The sequence below is a fragment of the Bacillus silvicola genome, assembly GCF_050524305.1.
GTDB classification, from domain to species: Bacteria; Bacillota; Bacilli; order Bacillales; family Bacillaceae_G; genus Bacillus_A; species Bacillus_A cereus_AT.
On record NZ_JBNGVC010000013.1, the window covers coordinates 781,274 to 799,826 of the forward strand.

Genomic DNA, 18,553 nt, shown 5'->3' on the forward strand with positions numbered 1-18,553 from the left:
TAACATTAAATAAAATAATATATTCATCTACGAATAAAAGGGGTGAATACTATGCAACCTTCTGCTCCACCTCATCTAGAATCTACAGAAACTATCTTTTCAAGCTCTATTACAAAACTTGTTGTTTTTATTTGTTGGCTCGCCATTCTAGCTGACGGATATGATTTAGGTATTTACGGCGCTGTTCTGCCAGAGCTTCTAGAAGACAACAGCTGGGCCCTATCACCAGCTCAAGCTGGAACAATGGCCAGCTATGCTCTATTTGGGATGTTTATTGGCGCTATTCTAGTCGGAACCATTACAGATTTAATTGGACGAAAGTGGACACTTATATGCTGTTTAGCTCTTTTTTCTATCACAATGGGCTTAGCTGCAATTGCTCCTTCTCCTGAATTATTTGGGTTATCTCGATTTATCGGAGGAATCGGATTAGGCGGTGTTATCCCAACGGCTTCAGCACTTACTGTTGAATATTCACCAAAAAAACGGCAATCTTTTATTTACGCTCTTATGTTTACCGGCTATCCTTTAGGTATCGTGTTAGGTGCTATTTTATCCATGTTTATGCTAGAAAATTTCGGATGGAGAATTATGTTTGGCATCGGAATGATTCCGCTACTCCTCATTCCTTTCATTATTCGTTATTTACCTGAGTCCATTCAATTTTTATTATCACGGAATCGACAAGAAGAAGTGAACAAAATTCTTAATCGCTTTCAAATTGAATTCCATGTAAAAGATGAAATTCCTGAAACACCATCTAATATACAAAAGAAAAATGGATTTCTTACGTTATTCTCAAAAGAATACATAAAAGCAACGCTACTTTTTTGGATTACTTATATAATGGGAATGTTTTTAATCTATGGTTTAAATACTTGGCTACCACAGATGATGCGCCAGGCAGGATATCCTCTTGGATCTAGTTTATCATTTCTACTTATGCTAAATATTACTGCAGCTATCGGCGCATTATTTGCCGGGGCAATTGCCGATCGTATAGGAGCAAAAATTGTTATTAGCATCTCCTATCTTATGGCAGCCATATGTATTGGACTGCTAACAATTCAACCATCTGTTACAATCATTTATCTTTTAATTGGTCTTGCTGGAATTGGATCAGTCGGTATTACTCAAATATTAAATGCTTATGTAACACAATACTTCCCATCACATATACGAGCTACCTCCTTAGGATGGGGACTTGGACTTGGCCGAGTTGGTGCGATTGCTGGCCCTATTCTTGTCGGTATTATTATGACAATGCAATATGACTTGGCGTGGAATTTTTACTTATTCTCCTTTGCAGGTCTTATCGCAGCTATATCTGTTTTCTTTATTCCTACAAAATAAAGTGAACCTTTAATCAGTGGTGGGGTGCATCCCCAGCTGATTATTAGCCCACACCAATTAGGCGTTTACGGGCAGTAGGCTCCCACAAATCGTGGGATAGAAAAGAGCATAAATTTATTTGTGCTCTTTTTGGTATACTTCAAACAACATGTTTCTAAATAGTGTATTCAAACTCTCAATATCAATCCCTAACCCCTTTTCAATCCCTTTCACGTATTGCTGATAATAATCAATTTGTTCTTCTAAAAATTGATTTAACACCTGAATTTTCAATCCAACATCTAATTCCGTACCTGCTTTTTTCTTTACTAACAATTTCTCAATCTCATTCAATACACTACGTTCTATAGATAGTTCTGTAATTAATCGGTCAAATTCTACTGGAGGTAATGTCCCTTTCTCTTCTAGCCATTGACAAGCTAAAATAGGACGTAATACATAAAAGTACTTTTTCAACTTTACATTCTCGCCTTGCAAAAATTCACGATAATTTTTTGAAGCCATATGTAAGTAATGATATATCGTTGCCTTTGGATCAAAATTCTTTTCACTCATTTGCTGAAGCTGCTCTGGAAAATTAGAGTTTTTCGAATAAAAAATTGGTGATCGAATCCACTCAAGTAAAGCTGGATTTGACTTCGCGAATAGTTGCAATGCCTTTTTAATATCCCAGCCACTTATATCTAAATCATCACTAATCGGATATTCAATTACATCTCGTTTATCATGAATTGATAAATACCATTCTACTGGATGTATATAAACAAACCTAACATCATAATCACTATCTTTCGATGGAAATCCCCAAGCACGACTCCCTGATTCCACTGCAAATAAAATTTTCACATCATTCTCTTGCTCAATTCTTTCTAGCTCTAATTCAATTTTCCCTCTCATTTCATACCATCCCCATTTTTTGATTATTTCCTTGGAAATTCGACAAATATATTACCAATTTTACTACATACTAAAATAACTGTCAGAAATTTTCTGACAGTTCAATAAATCCTACTTTCTCTTTTCAATTACAGTAGCGGTAATTCGTTCAAACTCTTTTTGAATTTCCTCTTTATATGCATCCACTTTTGAAAAATCCATAGCAGCAATATAAATTCGTTCTAATTTATCACGAACTGATTTCGCTTTTGCCAAGAAAGACATCGCCTCATTCATTTTTGCCTTATATTGAATGGAAACGTCACGAATTTCTTTAGCATATTTTTCATCCGTCCCCGGTGTAACAATAAGAGCGTACATATCTATAATCTCATCACCCACGCGACTTGGAAAATATTCATGTGGTGCGGTACTATCAAAAATTGCAAATCCTAATTCTCTTACAATAACCATATCAAGACTATTCGGATCAAATCCGCAATGATATACTTCAACTTCAAACCCTTTTTCTTCTGCTGCCTGCGCTAACTTTTTGAGCATTGTTGATTTTCCAGAGCCAGGGCGTCCTTTTATAAAATAACGATGTGGTAATCCTTCTGTTAAATTAGGAACGAAATCAACTGCTCCTTTCGGTGTAGCAGCTCCTAAAAACCGATGTTTCACAATCGATTGTTTCCCCTTTTTATCTGTAAATAATTTCTGAATCAATTGATCTGTTAGTCCATTTGCTTTGTTAAAATCAATATTATTAATATATATTTTCTCCCACTCATCGTGTATAACTAATGCCTCTTGAAAACATCCGTAAGCAGATTGGAAAGCCTTGCTCGCTTCTGATACAAATCGTTCAATTTCTAACTTCTGCTTTCTTAATTTATCTGAGTCCCAAGCAACTCCTAAATTAATATACTCTTCCACAACCCCTGGCATTTTAGGCTCAATAACATGCGGTGATGTTCCATCAACAATTCCTACTTTTAATTTTGGGATAATCACTCCATCAACTGACTTATTATCAGAAGAACAATGTAAAAGTTCAATATCATATCCCTTTTCAACCCATTCACGACCTATTGCCTTTATTAAAGAAGATTTCCCAGTTCCTGGACCACCCTTTAAAATAAACAACCTGTCTAGCCCTTTTAAATTCTCTTCGTATAAATTATGAAATCCCCTAGCTGTATTTCCACCAGCATAATAATTCAATACATTACCTGTCACTGCACTCACTCCTTCGCAGCATTCTATTTACATAAGCTACAATATGCGAGCCACCTTATTTGGGTGAATACCTATTTTGTATTGCACTAAAAAAGGAAATGAATTACAATTTAATTATTAAAAAAATCGAAATATTAAAACTGAATATATCTTTATCAAGAGAGGCAGAGGGACCGGCCCTTTGAAGCCCAGCAACCTCAGTTTATACAAACTGAATAGGTGCTAATTCCTGCAAAATGCAATGCATTTTGAAAGATAAAACTTAACCATTGTGTGCAAAACTCATCTTTCTTGATTATGAAAGATGAGTTTTTTATATTTTAAAACATATATTGGAGGTATTTAAAATGAAAGTAATCGACCTATCACAAACATTTGAAAACAATATGTCTCAATTTCCTGGAACACCAAAAATCCAACTAGAAGCAATTACAAACGTTGAAGAGACGGGCTATCAAGTTACAGATTTTCATTCTGTCGTTCATGTAGGTACACATTGCGATGCCCCTGCGCATTTCATTTCAGGTGCAACCACCATTGATCAATTACCCCTAAAACAATTTGTAGGTGAGGCCGTTCTTATCGATGTAACTCATATCCAAGAGAGAAAGTTACCTAAGGAAGTATTGCATAATACCGATATAAAAGAAGATGATATTGTCATTTTCCATTCCAATCTATCTAATAAGTGGAATACAGCAGCTTATGAGAAAGAAGCGTTTTATCTTTCCGAAGAATTAGCTGAAGAACTGGTTCAATTAAAAGTAAAATCAGTCGGTTTAGATTTTATTTCTCCTGATGAGGTAACGACAGAAACATCACCGATTCACCACATATTACTAGGGAATAACATTTACTTAATTGAAAACTTAACAAATCTAGATGCTATTAAAGCGAAACGTTTCTTTTTCTCAGCAGCACCTTTAAAAATTAAAGATAGTGACGGTGCTTTCGCAAGAGCATTCGCTGTTATTTTTTAAACACGCCTACAAAAAAAGCAAAGATCATTTTTGACCTTTGCTTTTATATTTTTTATTTAAGTTTAAAAAGAATTGTTCCACTCTTGGGCGTAACCAAGCTAAATAATCTTTATCTTTCTTCTTTGTACAAGCTATCTCTTCTCCATCCACCATTTCGACCAGCTCTAGCTCTAACAATTGCCTCGTAAATGCTACCATATTTACTTCTTCGGTCGGATACTCTTCTTTTAATTTCTCCTCAATTTCTCCCAATAAAAAACCGTCACGCATCATTGCTAGTGCATCAATCCAAAGTGGCGGCATTTCATATGTTTCTCCTGTAATTGTATCTTTTACAATATAATTCAATTTCTCTTTTCGAAATTGAATCGTGTGTAAACATACAGTCGAATTTAATGTTAATTCCATCATACCACCTCTTTCATAATATCCGCATAGAAAAAAGGATGCGCGTGCACCCCTTCTTTTCTTTTCATAACACTACCGAACCGCTACATGAGCAACCAATCTCATGTCGATATTTTCCTCCATTATAAACGAAGTATTTTATAAAAAAAACCCTTCTTGAAACATTTTATAAAATGTTTATATTTACACAACAAGAACACTTTTCTGAAAAATACTTTCTTCTGTTTCTCTACACTGTCGGTAAATAAATTTCCACCTTCGTTCCCACACCCATACTACTTTGAACGGTGATACTCCCTTGATGTTCTTTAATAATTTTATATGTAATCATTAAACCAAGTCCTGTACCATTCTCCTTTGTTGTGTAAAAAGCCTTTCCAATCTTCTCTAGCTTCTCCTTCTCTATCCCTAAACCTTGATCCTCGACAGAAATACACAAATACCCCTTAGTTTTTTCATATGCCCGAATATGAATGTCCCCACCTTCGGGCATTGATTCTATTCCGTTTTTAATAATATTTAACAACACTTGTTTTAATTGTTTATCATCACCGTTTATAACGGGTAAATTTCCATCTCCTTGCAAATAAACTTTCACCTTATATTGACTCGCATAACTTTCCATTAACTGCACAACATATAAAAGGATTTCCCGTATGTTACACCATTCATAATTTGTTGGTTTCGGTTTTCCTAATAACATCAATTCGCTAACAAAACCGTTGATTCTCTCAATCTCTTGTAGCATTATTTCATAGCTAATCATATCTTCAGGGTTTCTTTCTTTTTGCATTTGCGTAAACCCTTTCAAAGCCGTTAATGGATTTCGGATTTCATGCGCAATTGTTGTAGACATTGTCCCAATTACAGCTAAATTTTCCGTCTCTTTCATATTGTTCATCATTTCAAACACTGTTCTTACATAAGATTGAAATCGTTTTAACAAAGAATGTGAAATAATGAAATAGAATATACATAAGACAAGCGGAATCACAACTTTTAAATCTTGTAATATCAATGTAAAAAGTACATACTTTCCAATTACACTAAAGGAAACTAAATAAAAATATTTTCTGTTCACGAAAACTGGTGCAAATAAAATTAATAACATTTCTACCATACTACCATGTTCAAAAGCTCTATCCGTTCGCAAATAAATCATTAAATTATTAATAAGATTAATGAACATGTACCCAAATAAAAATAAATATTTTATAGAATATACATAGCCTCTTTTTTGAAGATATATTGAAATAGGAAATAATGCTATTACAAATATATATACGCCTATCCCAAGGCTGCCTTTTGGCCAACCTACCGCTGTTCCATTAATGTTCATAGCAGGATATACAAAATAATATATAGCGTCATATAAAAAGAATATAATATAGAATAATAATATAAATACTTTTAAAGCTTCTCTTTCTTCATAAATCAAGCTCTTGTATTTGTTCATATAAAAACTCCTCTTGATCAATACAAAAATGACATTTCACATGTTATCCCCTTAAATTATACGTATGAAATTGCTTTCAGAGCAATATATAACCTTCTAATACTAAAAGGAAGGAGATACAGCTCCTTCCTTTTCAATCACAATTTATATCCACCTTACCCTATCGTGTAGCAATCCATCTGTAAAATTATTATGTCCTACTACAATATCCTTCATATATAAATTTAAATATTCCCCATACTTACTTTCAGTATTTAATAATAATTCTTCAACATAATAGGCGCCTTGTCCAAAAGTATCTAACAATAAACTACACAAGCCTGCATAAATTCCACACCCTACTTGGAAGTATGTCGCATTTGTTTTATATTTTTGAAAAACTTGGCTACTATTCATTACATTATACATGTATGTCTCGTTATTTTCATAAACGAGTAACACACCGACTAGACCTTCTCCTGCAATCTCTTCTTCCGCTGGATTGAATACTTTACGATTCCAGTTCCATAAATCTTCTACATTATCTAAGTTCTGTCTAATTAAATCTGTTGTATACTCATTAATTCGATAAAGAAAACCAACTTCCATGTTGAAGTTTTTCCCTAAAATTAAAACTTCCTCATAATATACTGATACTATTGTCCCTTTTTGAGATTCTGGTCCACCTCTGTTTACTCTTACATAAGATCCAATTAAATCTTGCAAAAAATCACAATGAAATAAACTCACGAGAAAACCCCTTCCATTAATTTATAAGCTTTTGCACTGATAGTACATGTATCTGTACAGGTTATGTTCGCTATGTTTGTCCCCGCTATGAAAAAATATGCTTTTAACTAATAGTACGAATCCCTATAAAATCTTCTTTCCCTTAAATTAACTCTAGGATTTTGGGTGATTTTTTCATATCTTCATACAAAAATCCCCCGTATTAAGATACATTTCTGCATATCTTAATACGGGGGATTTTCATAAATTTAATCTTCGTCTTTAACATCCATATCTTCCGGAATTGGCTCATTTAATATTTCTTCCACTAATTGCTTATATTTCTCCATTTGTTCTAAATGTGTATTAAACTGTTCCTTGTTTAATAAATATTGCTCTCCATCAAACAGTGCACGAACTTTCTTTTGCTGAATTAAATCTTCAACATACGATTTGGGTAAATTCAAATATTCCGCAGCCTCTTCTATCGTTATATACAATGTGTTCATTCCTTTATAGTTTTTTCATATATATACTGTATCTTACTTTATTTTTGTAAACAAATAAAAAAGATTTTGTAAATACAAATTAAAAAGCAGGTAGATGCATTCCATATATTGTATAATAATATAGTAAGTATTTTTTAAAAATATAGAATGGTATTACCCATTTACACAAAGGAGAGTTAACATATGGCTACTCGTCACATCATTACAATGTTAGAAAAAACATTACGAGTTGAAACAGAGAACACAATTTCTCATCTATCTAAGTCTTTATCCGATCGTATTCTTTCACAAAGTGCAGCAGTACATGAAAGCAATTGCTATCATACAATTGGCGAATGGTACAAAAATCATTTCTTATTCCAACAAGATGATTTCCTTTGGGCGAAATACGTTTTCTATGATGCATATTGTGAAGCTATAAAAAAACAAGGCCATCTTACAAAACGCGTTCGCCAAATATTAGAATCACTAGCTCGAAAACATGGAAAACAATACATTGCTTCTATACTAAATATGCCATTTCCGAATGAACAGGCAAAAGGGACAGCATAAACCAAACCTAGATTCATTGTTTTCTAGAGAGATTACAAATAAAACGTTCATGTCACATGAACTAATGAAACCGGTGTCATGATAATGATTGCAGATATAATAAACAGGAAAACCCCCATTTACCTCTCTCGTCCATACGAATAGAGAAGTGAATGGGGGTATACTTGTTCCTTTATCCCGCTATTTGTGGGCAGTAAGACTCCCATCTCAAAATCCAGCGAATGCGAGGGAGTTAGGTGGGAGTCGGGCTGCCCGTAAAAGCCCGATTGATGATGGCTAATAATCAGTGGGGGGATGGATCCCCCGCTGATTAAAGTTCACCTTATTATTTCATCATCTGCTTAATCAATTCTCGATTTCTCTTCTTAAATACCTCATTATGAGAAGAAACCATACCATACTCACTTGCATCTGGTTGAATAAATTGTTTCGCTTTATTCACAGCATTTCCAGCATCTTGGAATGCCCCTGCAATTAAATGTAATTTTCCGTCATGCTTTAAAATATCTCCAGCAGCATATAATCCGTCTACCGAGGATTCACTATTTGCATTCCCTGCAATAAAGTAATTATCTACAATTGCGACATCTAGCTCACTATTTTCCAATAATGTAATGTCACGTTCATATCCATGATTAATAATAACTTCATCGATAGATAACTGAGAAACCTCTCCCGTTTCATGATTTGTTAATTCTACATATTCAATCGTTTCATGGTTATCACCAGCAATTAATTTTGTAATCGATGTATTAAAGAAACATTCTGCTGAACTATTCATAAGTTGTTTGACTTGTGCCTCGTGACCAGATAATTCTTCTTTTCTATATGTTAAATAAACTTTTTTCGCGATTGGTTCTAATTCATTCGCCCAATCAATTGCAGAGTTCCCTCCACCTGAAATAATTACCGTTTTATCTTTGAAACGTTTTAACGATTTAACTGTATAATTTAAATTCGAGACTTCGAATCTCTCCGCACCTTCAATTGACAACTTTTGTGGATTCAATATACCACTCCCAGTTGCGACGATCACTGTTTTTGAAAAATGTTCTTCTCCATTGCTTGTTTTCAACGTAAAAATACCATCTTCATTACGAATAATTGATTCTATTTTTGTATTCAATACAACTTCAGGCTGAAATGTTAATCCTTGCTGTACAAGTTGCTCGATTAATTTCTCGCCAGTAACCGGTAATAATCCGCCAATATCCCAGATCATTTTCTCCGGATAAACATGTATTTTACCACCTAACTGTGGTTGAAATTCTATTATTTTCGTTTTCATCTCTCTTAGTCCACTATAAAAAGCCGAATAAAGCCCTGCAGGTCCTCCACCTATCACAGTTACATCAAATAATTCTTCTCGATTCATTCGTGCCCACTCCTCAGCTATTAACAATTGATTATCATTCTCAATAAAATATAACTTGTTTTTAAGAAATTTACAATCAAAATTACTATTGACAATACACCTATATAAAATTATATTATTTAAAGAATCAATATTGATAATCATTATCAATATGTTAATTATTAGTAACTGTGAGATTACATCTTCTTCTATTACTATGGTGAATACTATATGGTAAAATCTCAAGTTCAAGATTGTTAATACGACCTTTGTATTACCACTTTTTCAAAAGATCAAAGCTAAACAATTTATTGTATATCACATATCATCTATCAAAAGGAGAAAGACGATGAAAAAATTATTTATTTCACTAACAGTTCTGTTCGTCCTTGTTATGAGTGCTTGTAGCAATGGTTCAACAGACAAGAAGAACGACGCAAAAGGTAAGAAATCAGAAACAATTACATACCAATCTGAAAATGGTAAAGTTGAAGTTCCAGCAAATCCACAACGTGTTGTTGTCCTATCATCATTCGCTGGTAACGTAATGTCATTAGGTGTAAATCTTGTTGGGGTAGATTCATGGTCTAAACAAAACCCACGTTTCGATAGCAAGCTTAAAAATCTTGCGGAAGTATCAGATGAGAATGTTGAAAAGATTGCAGAATTAAATCCAGATTTAATCATTGGTTTATCCAATATTAAAAATGTTGATAAATTAAAGAAAATCGCTCCTACTGTAACATACACTTACGGAAAAGTTGATTACTTAACACAACACTTAGAAATCGGTAAATTATTAAATAAAGAAAAAGAAGCAAAAACTTGGGTTGATGATTTCAAGAAACGCGCACAAACAGCTGGAAAAGACATTAAAGCGAAGATTGGTGAAGATGCAACAGTTTCTGTTGTTGAAAACTTCAACAAACAGCTTTACGTATACGGCGAAAACTGGGGCCGTGGAACAGAAATTCTTTACCAAGAAATGAAATTAAAAATGCCTGAAAAAGTAAAAGAAAAAGCATTAAAAGAAGGTTACTACGCATTATCTACTGAGGTATTACCTGAGTTTGCTGGTGATTACTTAATCGTAAGTAAAAATAAAGATACTGATAACTCATTCCAAGAGACAGAATCATATAAAAACATTCCAGCAGTAAAAAATAATCGTGTATATGAAGCAAACATGATGGAATTCTATTTCAATGATCCACTTACATTAGATTTCCAACTAGACTTCTTCAAGAAGAGCTTTCTTGGTCAATAGTACAAACATGAGGAATTCTTAATTTAAGAATTCCTCTTCCTTTATTCTATGAAAAGAAAAGATGTGAAACAAATGACGAAAGATCACAACAATCCACGTTCCATGGCTTTTACATACAAACTAATTTTGAGCATAATTGCATTCTTTCTTATTTTTATGGTTGCAATGGTATTAGGTGCTGCAGATACTTCTATAAAAGACGTATGGTTAGCACTCACTTCCTCCGCTAAAGGAGACAAAATATCTATTATTCGCGAAATACGTTTGCCACGTGAAGTTGCTGCCATATTTGTCGGAGCTGGACTTGCCGTTTCTGGGGCAATTATGCAAGGATTAACTCGAAATCCACTTGCTGATCCTGGATTACTAGGCTTAACTGGTGGCGCAAATGCTGCACTTGCACTAACACTTGCTTTCAACCCTTCCATAAGCTATCTGTACTTAACATTAGCTTGTTTTATCGGGGCTGCGGTAGGAGCAATTATGGTATTTGGAATTGGCATGGTGAAAAAAGGTGGACTTTCCCCTCTTCGAATTGTATTAGCAGGTGCTGCAGTTTCAGCGTTTCTACTTGCAATCTCAGAAGGTGTTGGCATTTACTTTAAAATTTCACAAGATGTATCACTTTGGACGGCTGGAGGCGTAATTGGAACTACTTGGAGCCAATTAAAAATTATTATTCCGGTTATTTCAATAAGTATATTTCTCGCTATCTTACTTGCAAGGAAATTGACAGTCCTTAGTTTCAGTGAAGAAGTTGCTGTTGGACTCGGTCAAAAAATTATTGTTATTAAAACAATTTTGTTTATCATTATTATCTTGCTTGCAGGTGCTTCCGTAGCGCTTGTCGGAAACATGGCATTTATCGGCTTAATGATACCTCATATGGTTCGTCCAATCGTTGGACCAGACTATCGTTTTGTCATACCGATGTCAGCAATCGCTGGTGCGTCCTTTATGCTACTCGCAGATACAATTGGGCGTACAATTAACGCTCCGTACGAAACGCCAGTTGCTGCAATTGTCGCTATTGTAGGATTACCGGTCTTCCTATTTATCGTTCGTAAAGGAGGAAGAACTTTCTCATGATGCAATCTATTCTAAGAAAACAACGTATTATCATACTCGCTTTACTTATACTGACCATTACAACCATTGTAGTTGGAATGGGGCTCGGTTCAGCATCTTTATCTTATGATCGATTACTCCCAACACTAATGGGACAAGGTACATTTAAAGAGGAGTTTGTTTTATATTCTTTACGACTACCTAGAATTGTCATTACATTATTAGCTGGTATGGCGCTCGCTTTATCTGGTGCTATCCTGCAAGGTATTACACGTAACGATTTAGCTGAACCTGGTATTCTTGGAATCAACGCTGGAGCTGGTGTTGCAGTTTCCATCTTCTTTTTATATTTTCCAATTGACGTTGGTTCGTTTCTTTACTTACTACCAGTCGTTGGGTTTATCGGTGCTTTCCTTACCGCTGTTCTAATTTACGTATTTTCATATAGCAAATCCACAGGACTTCAGCCAATACGATTAACATTAACCGGTATCGGATTTTCATTTGCACTATCTGGAGCAATGATTGTTCTTATTTCATCAGCAGATCGTATGAAAGTCGACTTTATTGCAAAATGGATAGCCGGAAACATTTGGGGAGATGATTGGATCTTCGTTTACGCAATGCTTCCATGGTTAATCGTATTAATCCCATTTGTTTTCTATAAAGCAAATCGATTAAACATTCTAGCATTAAACGAACCTGTCGCAATTGGTGTCGGCATTGAAATTGAAAAAGAACGAAGATACTTATTAATTGCAGCCGTTGCGCTTGCAGCTGCAGCAGTTTCCGTAACAGGAGGAATTAGCTTTATTGGACTAATGGCTCCTCACATCGCAAAATCTTTAGTCGGACCAAGACATCAAATATTCATGCCAATCGCCGTTTTAATAGGCGGATGGCTATTACTACTAGCAGACACAATTGGACGAAACATCGTCGAACCTAGCGGTATTCCAGCAGGCATTGTCGTCGCCTTAATTGGTGCACCTTACTTTATGTATTTGTTGCTTAAGAAAGCGTAAAGAAACACCCTCAAGATTTTTTCTTGAGGGTGTTTTCATTTTACTGCTGCCCATACCCTTCAAACTTCTTCGCCAAATTCTCCATCTCGTCTTCTGGCAGTAGCTTTGGTTCGCCGACGCTTTTCGTTTGATAATAAATTTGAGCACAAAACTCAATTTCTTCTGCAATAGTAAACGCCATTTTTATATTATTTGCACCAGCCATTAAACCATGATTCGCAAGTAATACTGCACGACGATCAATCATTCCTTCAAAAGCTGCCTCTGCTAATTGCTTCGTACCAAATGTTTCATACGGTGCACAGCGAACATTCGGACCTGCAAAAGCAATTAAATATGACACAGCAGGAAGTTCCCATCCTAATGATGCAATTGTCTTCGCATAAGGAGAATGTGTGTGCACAAGCGCATTTATATCTTCACGATTTCTATAATAAATAAGGTGCATATCGAGCTCGCTTGATGGTCTTCTCTCTCCTTCTATCACTTCACCATCTAAATTCAATATAACTACATCTTCAGGCTTCGTTTCATAATAATCTAAACCGCTTGGGCTAATTGCAACAAGCCCTTGTTCACGATTAAAAATACTAATATTACCCCCAGTCCCCTTTGTTAAACCACTAGAGATCATTTTCTTTCCATACGCTACAATTTCTTCTCTTTCGTTTTGTAATAACATATACATCCCCCTAAGTATGAAGCTTATGATGACTGACTATATATCTACTTACTAAAATAGCTTTTTTAAGTTCTCCGTAAACGGTGCTTCCACAATCCCTTTTTCCGTAATAATCGCTGTTACATTTTCATATGGCGTAACATCAAATGCCGGATTATATACTTTACTTTCTTTCGGAGCAGAATATTGTCCGAAACGATTGATCACTTCAGAAGCATCTCTTTCTTCAATTGGAATTTCTTTTCCTGTCGATGTTTTCAAATCAATTGTCGGCGTTGGTGCTGCTACATAAAACGGAATGTTGTAGTATTTAGCTAAAATAGATACGCCTAATGTTCCAATTTTATTTGCTACATCACCGTTTGCTGCTACGCGGTCACATCCAACTATTACCGCATCAATTTTCCCTTGTGACATGACCATTGCTGCCATATTATCTGTAATGACCGTTACATCGATTCCCGCTCGCTGTAGTTCTAATGCTGTTAACGTTGAACCTTGTAATCTAGGGCGTGTTTCATCCGAATAGATTTTTAAGTCCCATCCTTTTTCTTTCGCTAAGTACATTGGAGCTGTCGCAGTACCGTACTTCGTCGTTGCTAACGCCCCTGCATTACAATGCGTTAATACTCCCATGCCATCACGGAATAATGTTAATGCGTGTTCTCCAATTTGACGGTTAATTGCTTCATCTTCTCTATGAATCTCTTTTGCTTCTTCTAATAATCTATCTTTCAACTGCGCATTTGATAAGTGAGCATTCTCTTTCGCTACACTTTCCATTCTTTCAAGTGCCCAAAATAAATTTACTGCCGTCGGTCTTGATGTTGCTAAATATGCACATACCTTTTTTACTTCTTCTATGAATTCTTCCGCCGAACTTTCAGCAACTTCCTTTACCCCTAAATACACACCATAGGCTGCTGAAACCCCTATTGCCGGAGCTCCTCGTACTTTCATTACTTGAATCGCATCCCAAACACCCTCAGCCGTTTTAAAAGATTCATAGACTACTTCGTTCGGCAATACCGTTTGATCCAACAACACTAAAGCATCATCTTTCCACTGAATTGGTATTAATTGCTCTGCCATCATCTTCTCCCCTTACTGCGCACTATGCATTTGTTTTCTTAACGTTTCTACAAAGCTGCTACCTGTTTTATATCGATTCGCTTGTAAAATAAACTTCTTCGCTGCCTGAAGACAAATTCGCTCCGCTCTAGCACGCGCTGCATCATTCTCAATACAAGTAATATCCTTTACCTTCGCTAGACCGACAATACGGCGAATTAACTCAAGACCCGTCACTGCAGCTGTATCCTCTAATACAAATTGTAAATAAACTTGGTTAAATCCTTCTTCCTTCGCCATAACCTCTGTCACATGAATATCCCAAGCATCTAAGAACTTCTTCTTAAATAACTCAATTACATCTATCATGGTAGATTCTAGCCAGTTCATATATGTATCTTTCTCCATACCAAATTGCATCACTGCATCTGCATTCACCCATGCAAATATTAAATTCGCCATTACATTCCCAACGTCATATCCCATAGGTCCATAAAAAGCAAACTCCGGATCAATAACCTTTGTAGAATCACTTTTTACAAAAACAGAACCAGTATGTAAATCACCGTGAAGCAGCGCTTGTGCATTCGTCATAAAAGAAAACTTAAGTTTTGCTACTTCCATACGAAGCTCTTTATCAATATAAATATGCTCTCTAATCCATCCTTCGTTTAATTGAAACAATTCGTTGCGTTTATTATGATTTGTAAACGGCTCTGAATATACGAGGTCCTCTGTAATCTCACATAACTCAGGATTTATATAATTCTTCACGAGTTCCTTCTTCTCTTTATGATTCATTACAACATCTGATGTTAATAGAAGAGTGTTTACCATAAAAGTAGTTAAATCATCAGCAAGCCTCGGAAACATTTGATGATTTATGAGTGCTGTACGCAATATTGTGTGATCTGATAAATCTTCCATCACGCAACAATTCATCACACTATCAAACAAATATACATTTGGCACGAGTCCTGATGCTAACTCTCCTTCTAGTCGCAAAACATCTGATTCTATACGAATTCGATTCGTCGACAACTTAAACTCATCTGAAATACGCGCTGTATCCCCAGCTTGTTTTACAATGACAGAAATGCTCTTCTGTTCATCCCAAACGCGGAATACATAATTTAAATTACCATCGCCTATTTCTTTACACTTTAGCCCCTTTGCATGTTCGAACTTAGGTAATTTCTCTTGCACATATGCAATCACATCTTTAGCTTCCATTAAAAAATACTTCGTGAACTTAGACATGGTTTCCCCTCCATACTAAATGTAAACGTTTTCTAAAATCCATAAAAAAATAATAGACTGAAATTTTTTCAATCTATACTATATCTTCTCTATTGCAATACATATCTCGCTTTTATTATATCTTGTTAGAAATGAGCGTCAATGTTTCTATTTCTCATTGCAATATACTTCTTATTATATATATTTATGATGACAATAATTGTTCACAAAGATTCCGATACATTTTGTTTTATTTATTGCACAATTCTTTGTAAAATAGAAGTAAGCAGTTCCTTTTCAAATCTACAACTTCTAAGAAATATTTCCTTCCTAAGAATTTATACTTACACCATATCTCTAACATACACACTACTCTTTCAAACACTCATTGAAAATTTATGACTTAAAAATTACCTTTTAATTCCCTAGCAGCCTTAATTGAGAATAAATATTAATTAAATTGGTATAAAGTTGGTTTATTCTCTTGACAAAATAACCACTTCTATATGATAATTAATATCGAATTAGAATTATTATAGTTAATTAAAAAATATATTTTATGAGCAAACTAATTTCCGATGCTCAAAACCAACCTTTAGGAGGAATTTTAATATGTTATTAATCGGCACAGAAGTAAAACCGTTTAAAGCTAATGCTTACCATAATGGAGAATTTATCCAAGTTACTGACGAAAGTTTAAAAGGAAAATGGAGCGTAGTTTGTTTCTACCCAGCAGACTTCACATTCGTTTGTCCAACTGAACTTGAAGACTTACAAAACCAATATGCAACTCTAAAAGATTTAGGCGTTGAAGTATACTCTGTATCTACAGACACTCACTTCACTCACAAAGCATGGCATGATAGCTCAGAAACTATCGGCAAAATCGAATACATTATGATTGGTGACCCAACTCGCACAATCACTACAAACTTCAACGTTTTAATGGAAGAAGAAGGTCTTGCTGCTCGTGGTACATTCATCATCGATCCAGACGGCGTTATCCAATCTATGGAAATCAATGCTGACGGTATCGGCCGTGACGCAAGCATCCTTGTTAACAAAATTAAAGCTGCTCAATACGTACGTAACAACCCAGGTGAAGTTTGCCCAGCTAAATGGCAAGAGGGTTCTGCAACACTTAAACCAAGCCTTGACCTTGTAGGCAAAATCTAAGGAGTTCGATCAAAATGATACTAGATGCAGATATAAAAACACAACTATCCCAATACCTTCAGTTAATGGAGAACGATATTTTACTTAAAGTAAGCGCTGGAGACGACGACGTATCTAAAGATATGTTAGCTCTAGTAGACGAATTAGCTACTATGTCATCTAAGATTACAGTAGAAAAAGTTGAATTAGAGAGAACACCAAGCTTTAGCGTAAACCGCCCTGGTGAAGACACTGGTGTCGTATTCGCTGGTATTCCATTAGGACACGAATTTACTTCATTAGTGTTAGCTTTACTACAAGTAAGTGGACGCGCTCCAAAAGTTGAACAAAAATTAATCGATCAAATTAAAAACATTCAAGGCGAATATCATTTTGAGTCTTATATCAGCCTAAGTTGTCATAACTGTCCTGATGTTGTACAAGCTCTTAACGTAATGAGCGTTCTAAACTCTGGTATTACACATACTATGATTGATGGCGCTGCATTCAAAGAGGAAGTAGAAAGTAAAGACATCATGGCAGTACCAACAGTTTTCCTAAACGGCGAATCTTTCGGAAGCGGTCGTATGACACTTGAAGAAATTTTAGCTAAAATGGGTAACGGTCCAGATGCATCAGAGCTTTCTGATAAAGATCCATACGATGTTCTTGTTGTTGGTGGCGGCCCTGCTGGTGCAAGTGCAGCAATTTATGCAGCACGTAAAGGCATCCGCACTGGTATCGTTGCTGAGCGCTTCGGTGGTCAAGTAATGGATACTATGGGCATTGAGAACTTCATCAGCGTAAAACGCACTGAAGGACCTAAGCTAGTAGCAAGTCTTGAAGAGCACGTTAAAGAATACGACATCGATGTAATGAATCTACAACGTGCAAAACGTTTAGAGAAAAAAGAACTTATTGAAGTGGAACTTGAAAACGGCGCTATTCTGAAAAGTAAGAGCGTAATCGTTTCTACAGGTGCTCGCTGGCGTAACGTTGGCGTACCAGGTGAAGCTGAGTTCAAAAATAAAGGTGTAGCATACTGCCCACACTGTGACGGTCCATTATTCATCGGAAAAGACGTAGCAGTTATCGGCGGAGGTAACTCTGGTATTGAAGCAGCTATCGACTTAGCAGGTATTGTTAAGCACGTAACTGTTCTTGAATTCATGCCAGAATTAAAAGCTGATGCTGTATTACAAGAGCGTCTTAACAGCTTACCAAACGTAACTGTTCTGAAAAACGTTCAAACGAAAGAAATCACTGGTACTGATAAAGTAAACGGTATTTCTTACATCGATCGTGAAACTGAAGAAGTTCATCACGTTGAATTACAAGGTGTATTCGTACAAATCGGTCTTGTGCCAAACACAGACTGGTTAGGCGAAACAGTTGAACGCGCTCGCGGTGAAATCGTAACAGACAAGCACGGCGCTACAAACGTACCAGGAGTGTTTGCTGCAGGTGACTGTACAAATAATCCGTACAAACAAATCATCATCTCTATGGGTTCAGGTGCAAACGCAGCTTTAGGCGCATTTGATTACTTAATCCGTAACTAATTATATAGACATGAGTAAAAGAGGCGCTACCAATAGGTAGCGCCTC

17 protein-coding genes, 1 pseudogene and 1 riboswitch are annotated in these 18,553 nt (G+C 35.6%); of the genes and pseudogenes, 8 read left to right on the plus strand and 10 right to left on the minus strand.

Annotated elements, in window-relative coordinates:
- Positions 1–51 precede the first annotated feature (51 nt).
- Entirely contained in the window at positions 52–1,353 is a 1,302-nt protein-coding gene (locus tag ACP6L7_RS26075) for an MFS transporter (RefSeq protein ID WP_097828964.1), read from the plus strand.
- 114 nt (positions 1,354–1,467) lie between these two features.
- Here ACP6L7_RS26075 and ACP6L7_RS26080 read toward each other — a convergent pair whose 3' ends face one another.
- Both ACP6L7_RS26080 and ACP6L7_RS26085 read right to left on the minus strand, forming a co-directional pair.
- Complete coding sequence (locus tag ACP6L7_RS26080) at positions 1,468–2,250, minus strand: nucleotidyltransferase domain-containing protein (protein WP_097828965.1); 783 nt, start codon at positions 2,248–2,250, stop codon at positions 1,468–1,470.
- A 111-nt stretch (positions 2,251–2,361) separates the two neighbouring features.
- The gene (locus tag ACP6L7_RS26085; RefSeq protein WP_097828966.1) at positions 2,362–3,471 is read right to left on the minus strand and encodes a PRK06851 family protein; all 1,110 of its coding nucleotides are present in this window, start codon (positions 3,469–3,471) and stop codon (positions 2,362–2,364) included.
- Between the two features lie 149 nt (positions 3,472–3,620).
- Positions 3,621–3,733, plus strand: a riboswitch (SAM riboswitch).
- A gap of 85 nt (positions 3,734–3,818) precedes the next feature.
- On the opposite strand from ACP6L7_RS26085, the gene ACP6L7_RS26090 reads away from it, so the two are divergent.
- Complete coding sequence (locus tag ACP6L7_RS26090; protein ID WP_071735259.1) at positions 3,819–4,451, plus strand: cyclase family protein; 633 nt, start codon at positions 3,819–3,821, stop codon at positions 4,449–4,451.
- 24 nt (positions 4,452–4,475) lie between these two features.
- Here the strand turns inward: ACP6L7_RS26090 and ACP6L7_RS26095 are convergent, their stop codons facing one another.
- From ACP6L7_RS26095 to ACP6L7_RS26110, 4 genes and pseudogenes are all read right to left on the minus strand, one after another.
- Positions 4,476–4,859 (minus strand): hypothetical protein, encoded by a 384-nt coding sequence (locus ACP6L7_RS26095; RefSeq protein WP_097828967.1) that lies wholly within the window; start codon positions 4,857–4,859, stop codon positions 4,476–4,478.
- 229 nt (positions 4,860–5,088) lie between these two features.
- A complete protein-coding gene (locus ACP6L7_RS26100; protein ID WP_097828968.1) occupies positions 5,089–6,315 on the minus strand; it encodes an ATP-binding protein in 1,227 nt (408 codons plus the stop codon).
- A 144-nt stretch (positions 6,316–6,459) separates the two neighbouring features.
- A pseudogene (locus ACP6L7_RS26105) lies at positions 6,460–6,939 on the minus strand (S-adenosylmethionine decarboxylase related protein); the annotation flags it as partial.
- Positions 6,940–7,292: 353 nt separating this feature from the next.
- Entirely contained in the window at positions 7,293–7,532 is a 240-nt protein-coding gene (locus ACP6L7_RS26110) for a helix-turn-helix domain-containing protein (RefSeq protein ID WP_080018159.1), read from the minus strand.
- A gap of 183 nt (positions 7,533–7,715) precedes the next feature.
- On the opposite strand from ACP6L7_RS26110, the gene ACP6L7_RS26115 reads away from it, so the two are divergent.
- Positions 7,716–8,084 carry a hypothetical protein gene (locus ACP6L7_RS26115; protein ID WP_071747242.1) on the plus strand — a complete coding sequence of 123 codons (369 nt, stop codon included), beginning with the start codon at positions 7,716–7,718 and terminating at the stop codon, positions 8,082–8,084.
- Between the two features lie 325 nt (positions 8,085–8,409).
- On the opposite strand, the gene ACP6L7_RS26120 is transcribed toward ACP6L7_RS26115, so the two are convergent.
- On the minus strand, positions 8,410–9,459 hold the full coding sequence (locus ACP6L7_RS26120; RefSeq protein WP_097829018.1) for an NAD(P)/FAD-dependent oxidoreductase: 1,050 nt from the start codon (positions 9,457–9,459) through the stop codon (positions 8,410–8,412).
- Positions 9,460–9,787: 328 nt separating this feature from the next.
- Between ACP6L7_RS26120 and ACP6L7_RS26125 the strand changes: the two genes are divergently transcribed.
- From ACP6L7_RS26125 to ACP6L7_RS26135, 3 genes are read left to right on the plus strand one after another with little or no spacing between them, the layout of a single operon-like run.
- Positions 9,788–10,705 carry an iron-hydroxamate ABC transporter substrate-binding protein gene (locus ACP6L7_RS26125; protein WP_430529488.1) on the plus strand — a complete coding sequence of 306 codons (918 nt, stop codon included), beginning with the start codon at positions 9,788–9,790 and terminating at the stop codon, positions 10,703–10,705.
- Between the two features lie 48 nt (positions 10,706–10,753).
- The gene (locus tag ACP6L7_RS26130; protein ID WP_141533368.1) at positions 10,754–11,794 is read left to right on the plus strand and encodes a FecCD family ABC transporter permease; all 1,041 of its coding nucleotides are present in this window, start codon (positions 10,754–10,756) and stop codon (positions 11,792–11,794) included.
- Positions 11,791–12,798, plus strand: a complete 1,008-nt coding sequence (locus ACP6L7_RS26135) for a FecCD family ABC transporter permease (RefSeq protein ID WP_098361705.1) — start codon at positions 11,791–11,793, stop codon at positions 12,796–12,798. Before ACP6L7_RS26130 ends, ACP6L7_RS26135 begins: the two co-directional genes overlap by 4 nt.
- Positions 12,799–12,838: 40 nt before the next feature.
- Here ACP6L7_RS26135 and ACP6L7_RS26140 read toward each other — a convergent pair whose 3' ends face one another.
- The 3 genes from ACP6L7_RS26140 to mtnK are packed head-to-tail and all read right to left on the minus strand — an operon-like array spanning position 12,839 to position 15,811.
- Positions 12,839–13,480 (minus strand): L-fuculose-phosphate aldolase, encoded by a 642-nt coding sequence (locus ACP6L7_RS26140; RefSeq protein WP_097828971.1) that lies wholly within the window; start codon positions 13,478–13,480, stop codon positions 12,839–12,841.
- A gap of 51 nt (positions 13,481–13,531) precedes the next feature.
- The gene (gene mtnA, locus ACP6L7_RS26145; RefSeq protein ID WP_141533369.1) at positions 13,532–14,572 is read right to left on the minus strand and encodes an S-methyl-5-thioribose-1-phosphate isomerase; all 1,041 of its coding nucleotides are present in this window, start codon (positions 14,570–14,572) and stop codon (positions 13,532–13,534) included.
- 12 nt (positions 14,573–14,584) lie between these two features.
- On the minus strand, positions 14,585–15,811 hold the full coding sequence (mtnK, locus tag ACP6L7_RS26150; RefSeq protein WP_097828973.1) for an S-methyl-5-thioribose kinase: 1,227 nt from the start codon (positions 15,809–15,811) through the stop codon (positions 14,585–14,587).
- A 591-nt stretch (positions 15,812–16,402) separates the two neighbouring features.
- On the opposite strand from mtnK, the gene ahpC reads away from it, so the two are divergent.
- Both ahpC and ahpF read left to right on the plus strand, forming a co-directional pair.
- A complete protein-coding gene (gene ahpC, locus ACP6L7_RS26155; protein WP_000924420.1) occupies positions 16,403–16,966 on the plus strand; it encodes an alkyl hydroperoxide reductase subunit C in 564 nt (187 codons plus the stop codon).
- Positions 16,967–16,980: 14 nt separating this feature from the next.
- On the plus strand, positions 16,981–18,507 hold the full coding sequence (ahpF, locus tag ACP6L7_RS26160; RefSeq protein WP_000599491.1) for an alkyl hydroperoxide reductase subunit F: 1,527 nt from the start codon (positions 16,981–16,983) through the stop codon (positions 18,505–18,507).
- Positions 18,508–18,553 lie beyond the last annotated feature (46 nt).

What these genes read in the sequence shown, in the direction of transcription:
- ACP6L7_RS26075 (WP_097828964.1), top strand. Translation starts at nt 52, where the DNA reads ATGCAACCTTCTGCTCCACCTCATCTAGAATCTACAGAAACTATCTTT.
- ACP6L7_RS26080 (WP_097828965.1), bottom strand. Translation starts at nt 2,250, where the DNA reads ATGAGAGGGAAAATTGAATTAGAGCTAGAAAGAATTGAGCAAGAGAAT.
- ACP6L7_RS26090 (WP_071735259.1), top strand. Translation starts at nt 3,819, where the DNA reads ATGAAAGTAATCGACCTATCACAAACATTTGAAAACAATATGTCTCAA.
- ACP6L7_RS26095 (WP_097828967.1), bottom strand. Translation starts at nt 4,859, where the DNA reads ATGGAATTAACATTAAATTCGACTGTATGTTTACACACGATTCAATTT.
- ACP6L7_RS26100 (WP_097828968.1), bottom strand. Translation starts at nt 6,315, where the DNA reads ATGAACAAATACAAGAGCTTGATTTATGAAGAAAGAGAAGCTTTAAAA.
- ACP6L7_RS26110 (WP_080018159.1), bottom strand. Translation starts at nt 7,532, where the DNA reads ATGAACACATTGTATATAACGATAGAAGAGGCTGCGGAATATTTGAAT.
- ACP6L7_RS26115 (WP_071747242.1), top strand. Translation starts at nt 7,716, where the DNA reads ATGGCTACTCGTCACATCATTACAATGTTAGAAAAAACATTACGAGTT.
- ACP6L7_RS26120 (WP_097829018.1), bottom strand. Translation starts at nt 9,459, where the DNA reads ATGAATCGAGAAGAATTATTTGATGTAACTGTGATAGGTGGAGGACCT.
- ACP6L7_RS26125 (WP_430529488.1), top strand. Translation starts at nt 9,788, where the DNA reads ATGAAAAAATTATTTATTTCACTAACAGTTCTGTTCGTCCTTGTTATG.
- ACP6L7_RS26130 (WP_141533368.1), top strand. Translation starts at nt 10,754, where the DNA reads ATGAAAAGAAAAGATGTGAAACAAATGACGAAAGATCACAACAATCCA.
- ACP6L7_RS26135 (WP_098361705.1), top strand. Translation starts at nt 11,791, where the DNA reads ATGATGCAATCTATTCTAAGAAAACAACGTATTATCATACTCGCTTTA.
- ACP6L7_RS26140 (WP_097828971.1), bottom strand. Translation starts at nt 13,480, where the DNA reads ATGTTATTACAAAACGAAAGAGAAGAAATTGTAGCGTATGGAAAGAAA.
- mtnA (WP_141533369.1), bottom strand. Translation starts at nt 14,572, where the DNA reads ATGGCAGAGCAATTAATACCAATTCAGTGGAAAGATGATGCTTTAGTG.
- mtnK (WP_097828973.1), bottom strand. Translation starts at nt 15,811, where the DNA reads ATGTCTAAGTTCACGAAGTATTTTTTAATGGAAGCTAAAGATGTGATT.
- ahpC (WP_000924420.1), top strand. Translation starts at nt 16,403, where the DNA reads ATGTTATTAATCGGCACAGAAGTAAAACCGTTTAAAGCTAATGCTTAC.
- ahpF (WP_000599491.1), top strand. Translation starts at nt 16,981, where the DNA reads ATGATACTAGATGCAGATATAAAAACACAACTATCCCAATACCTTCAG.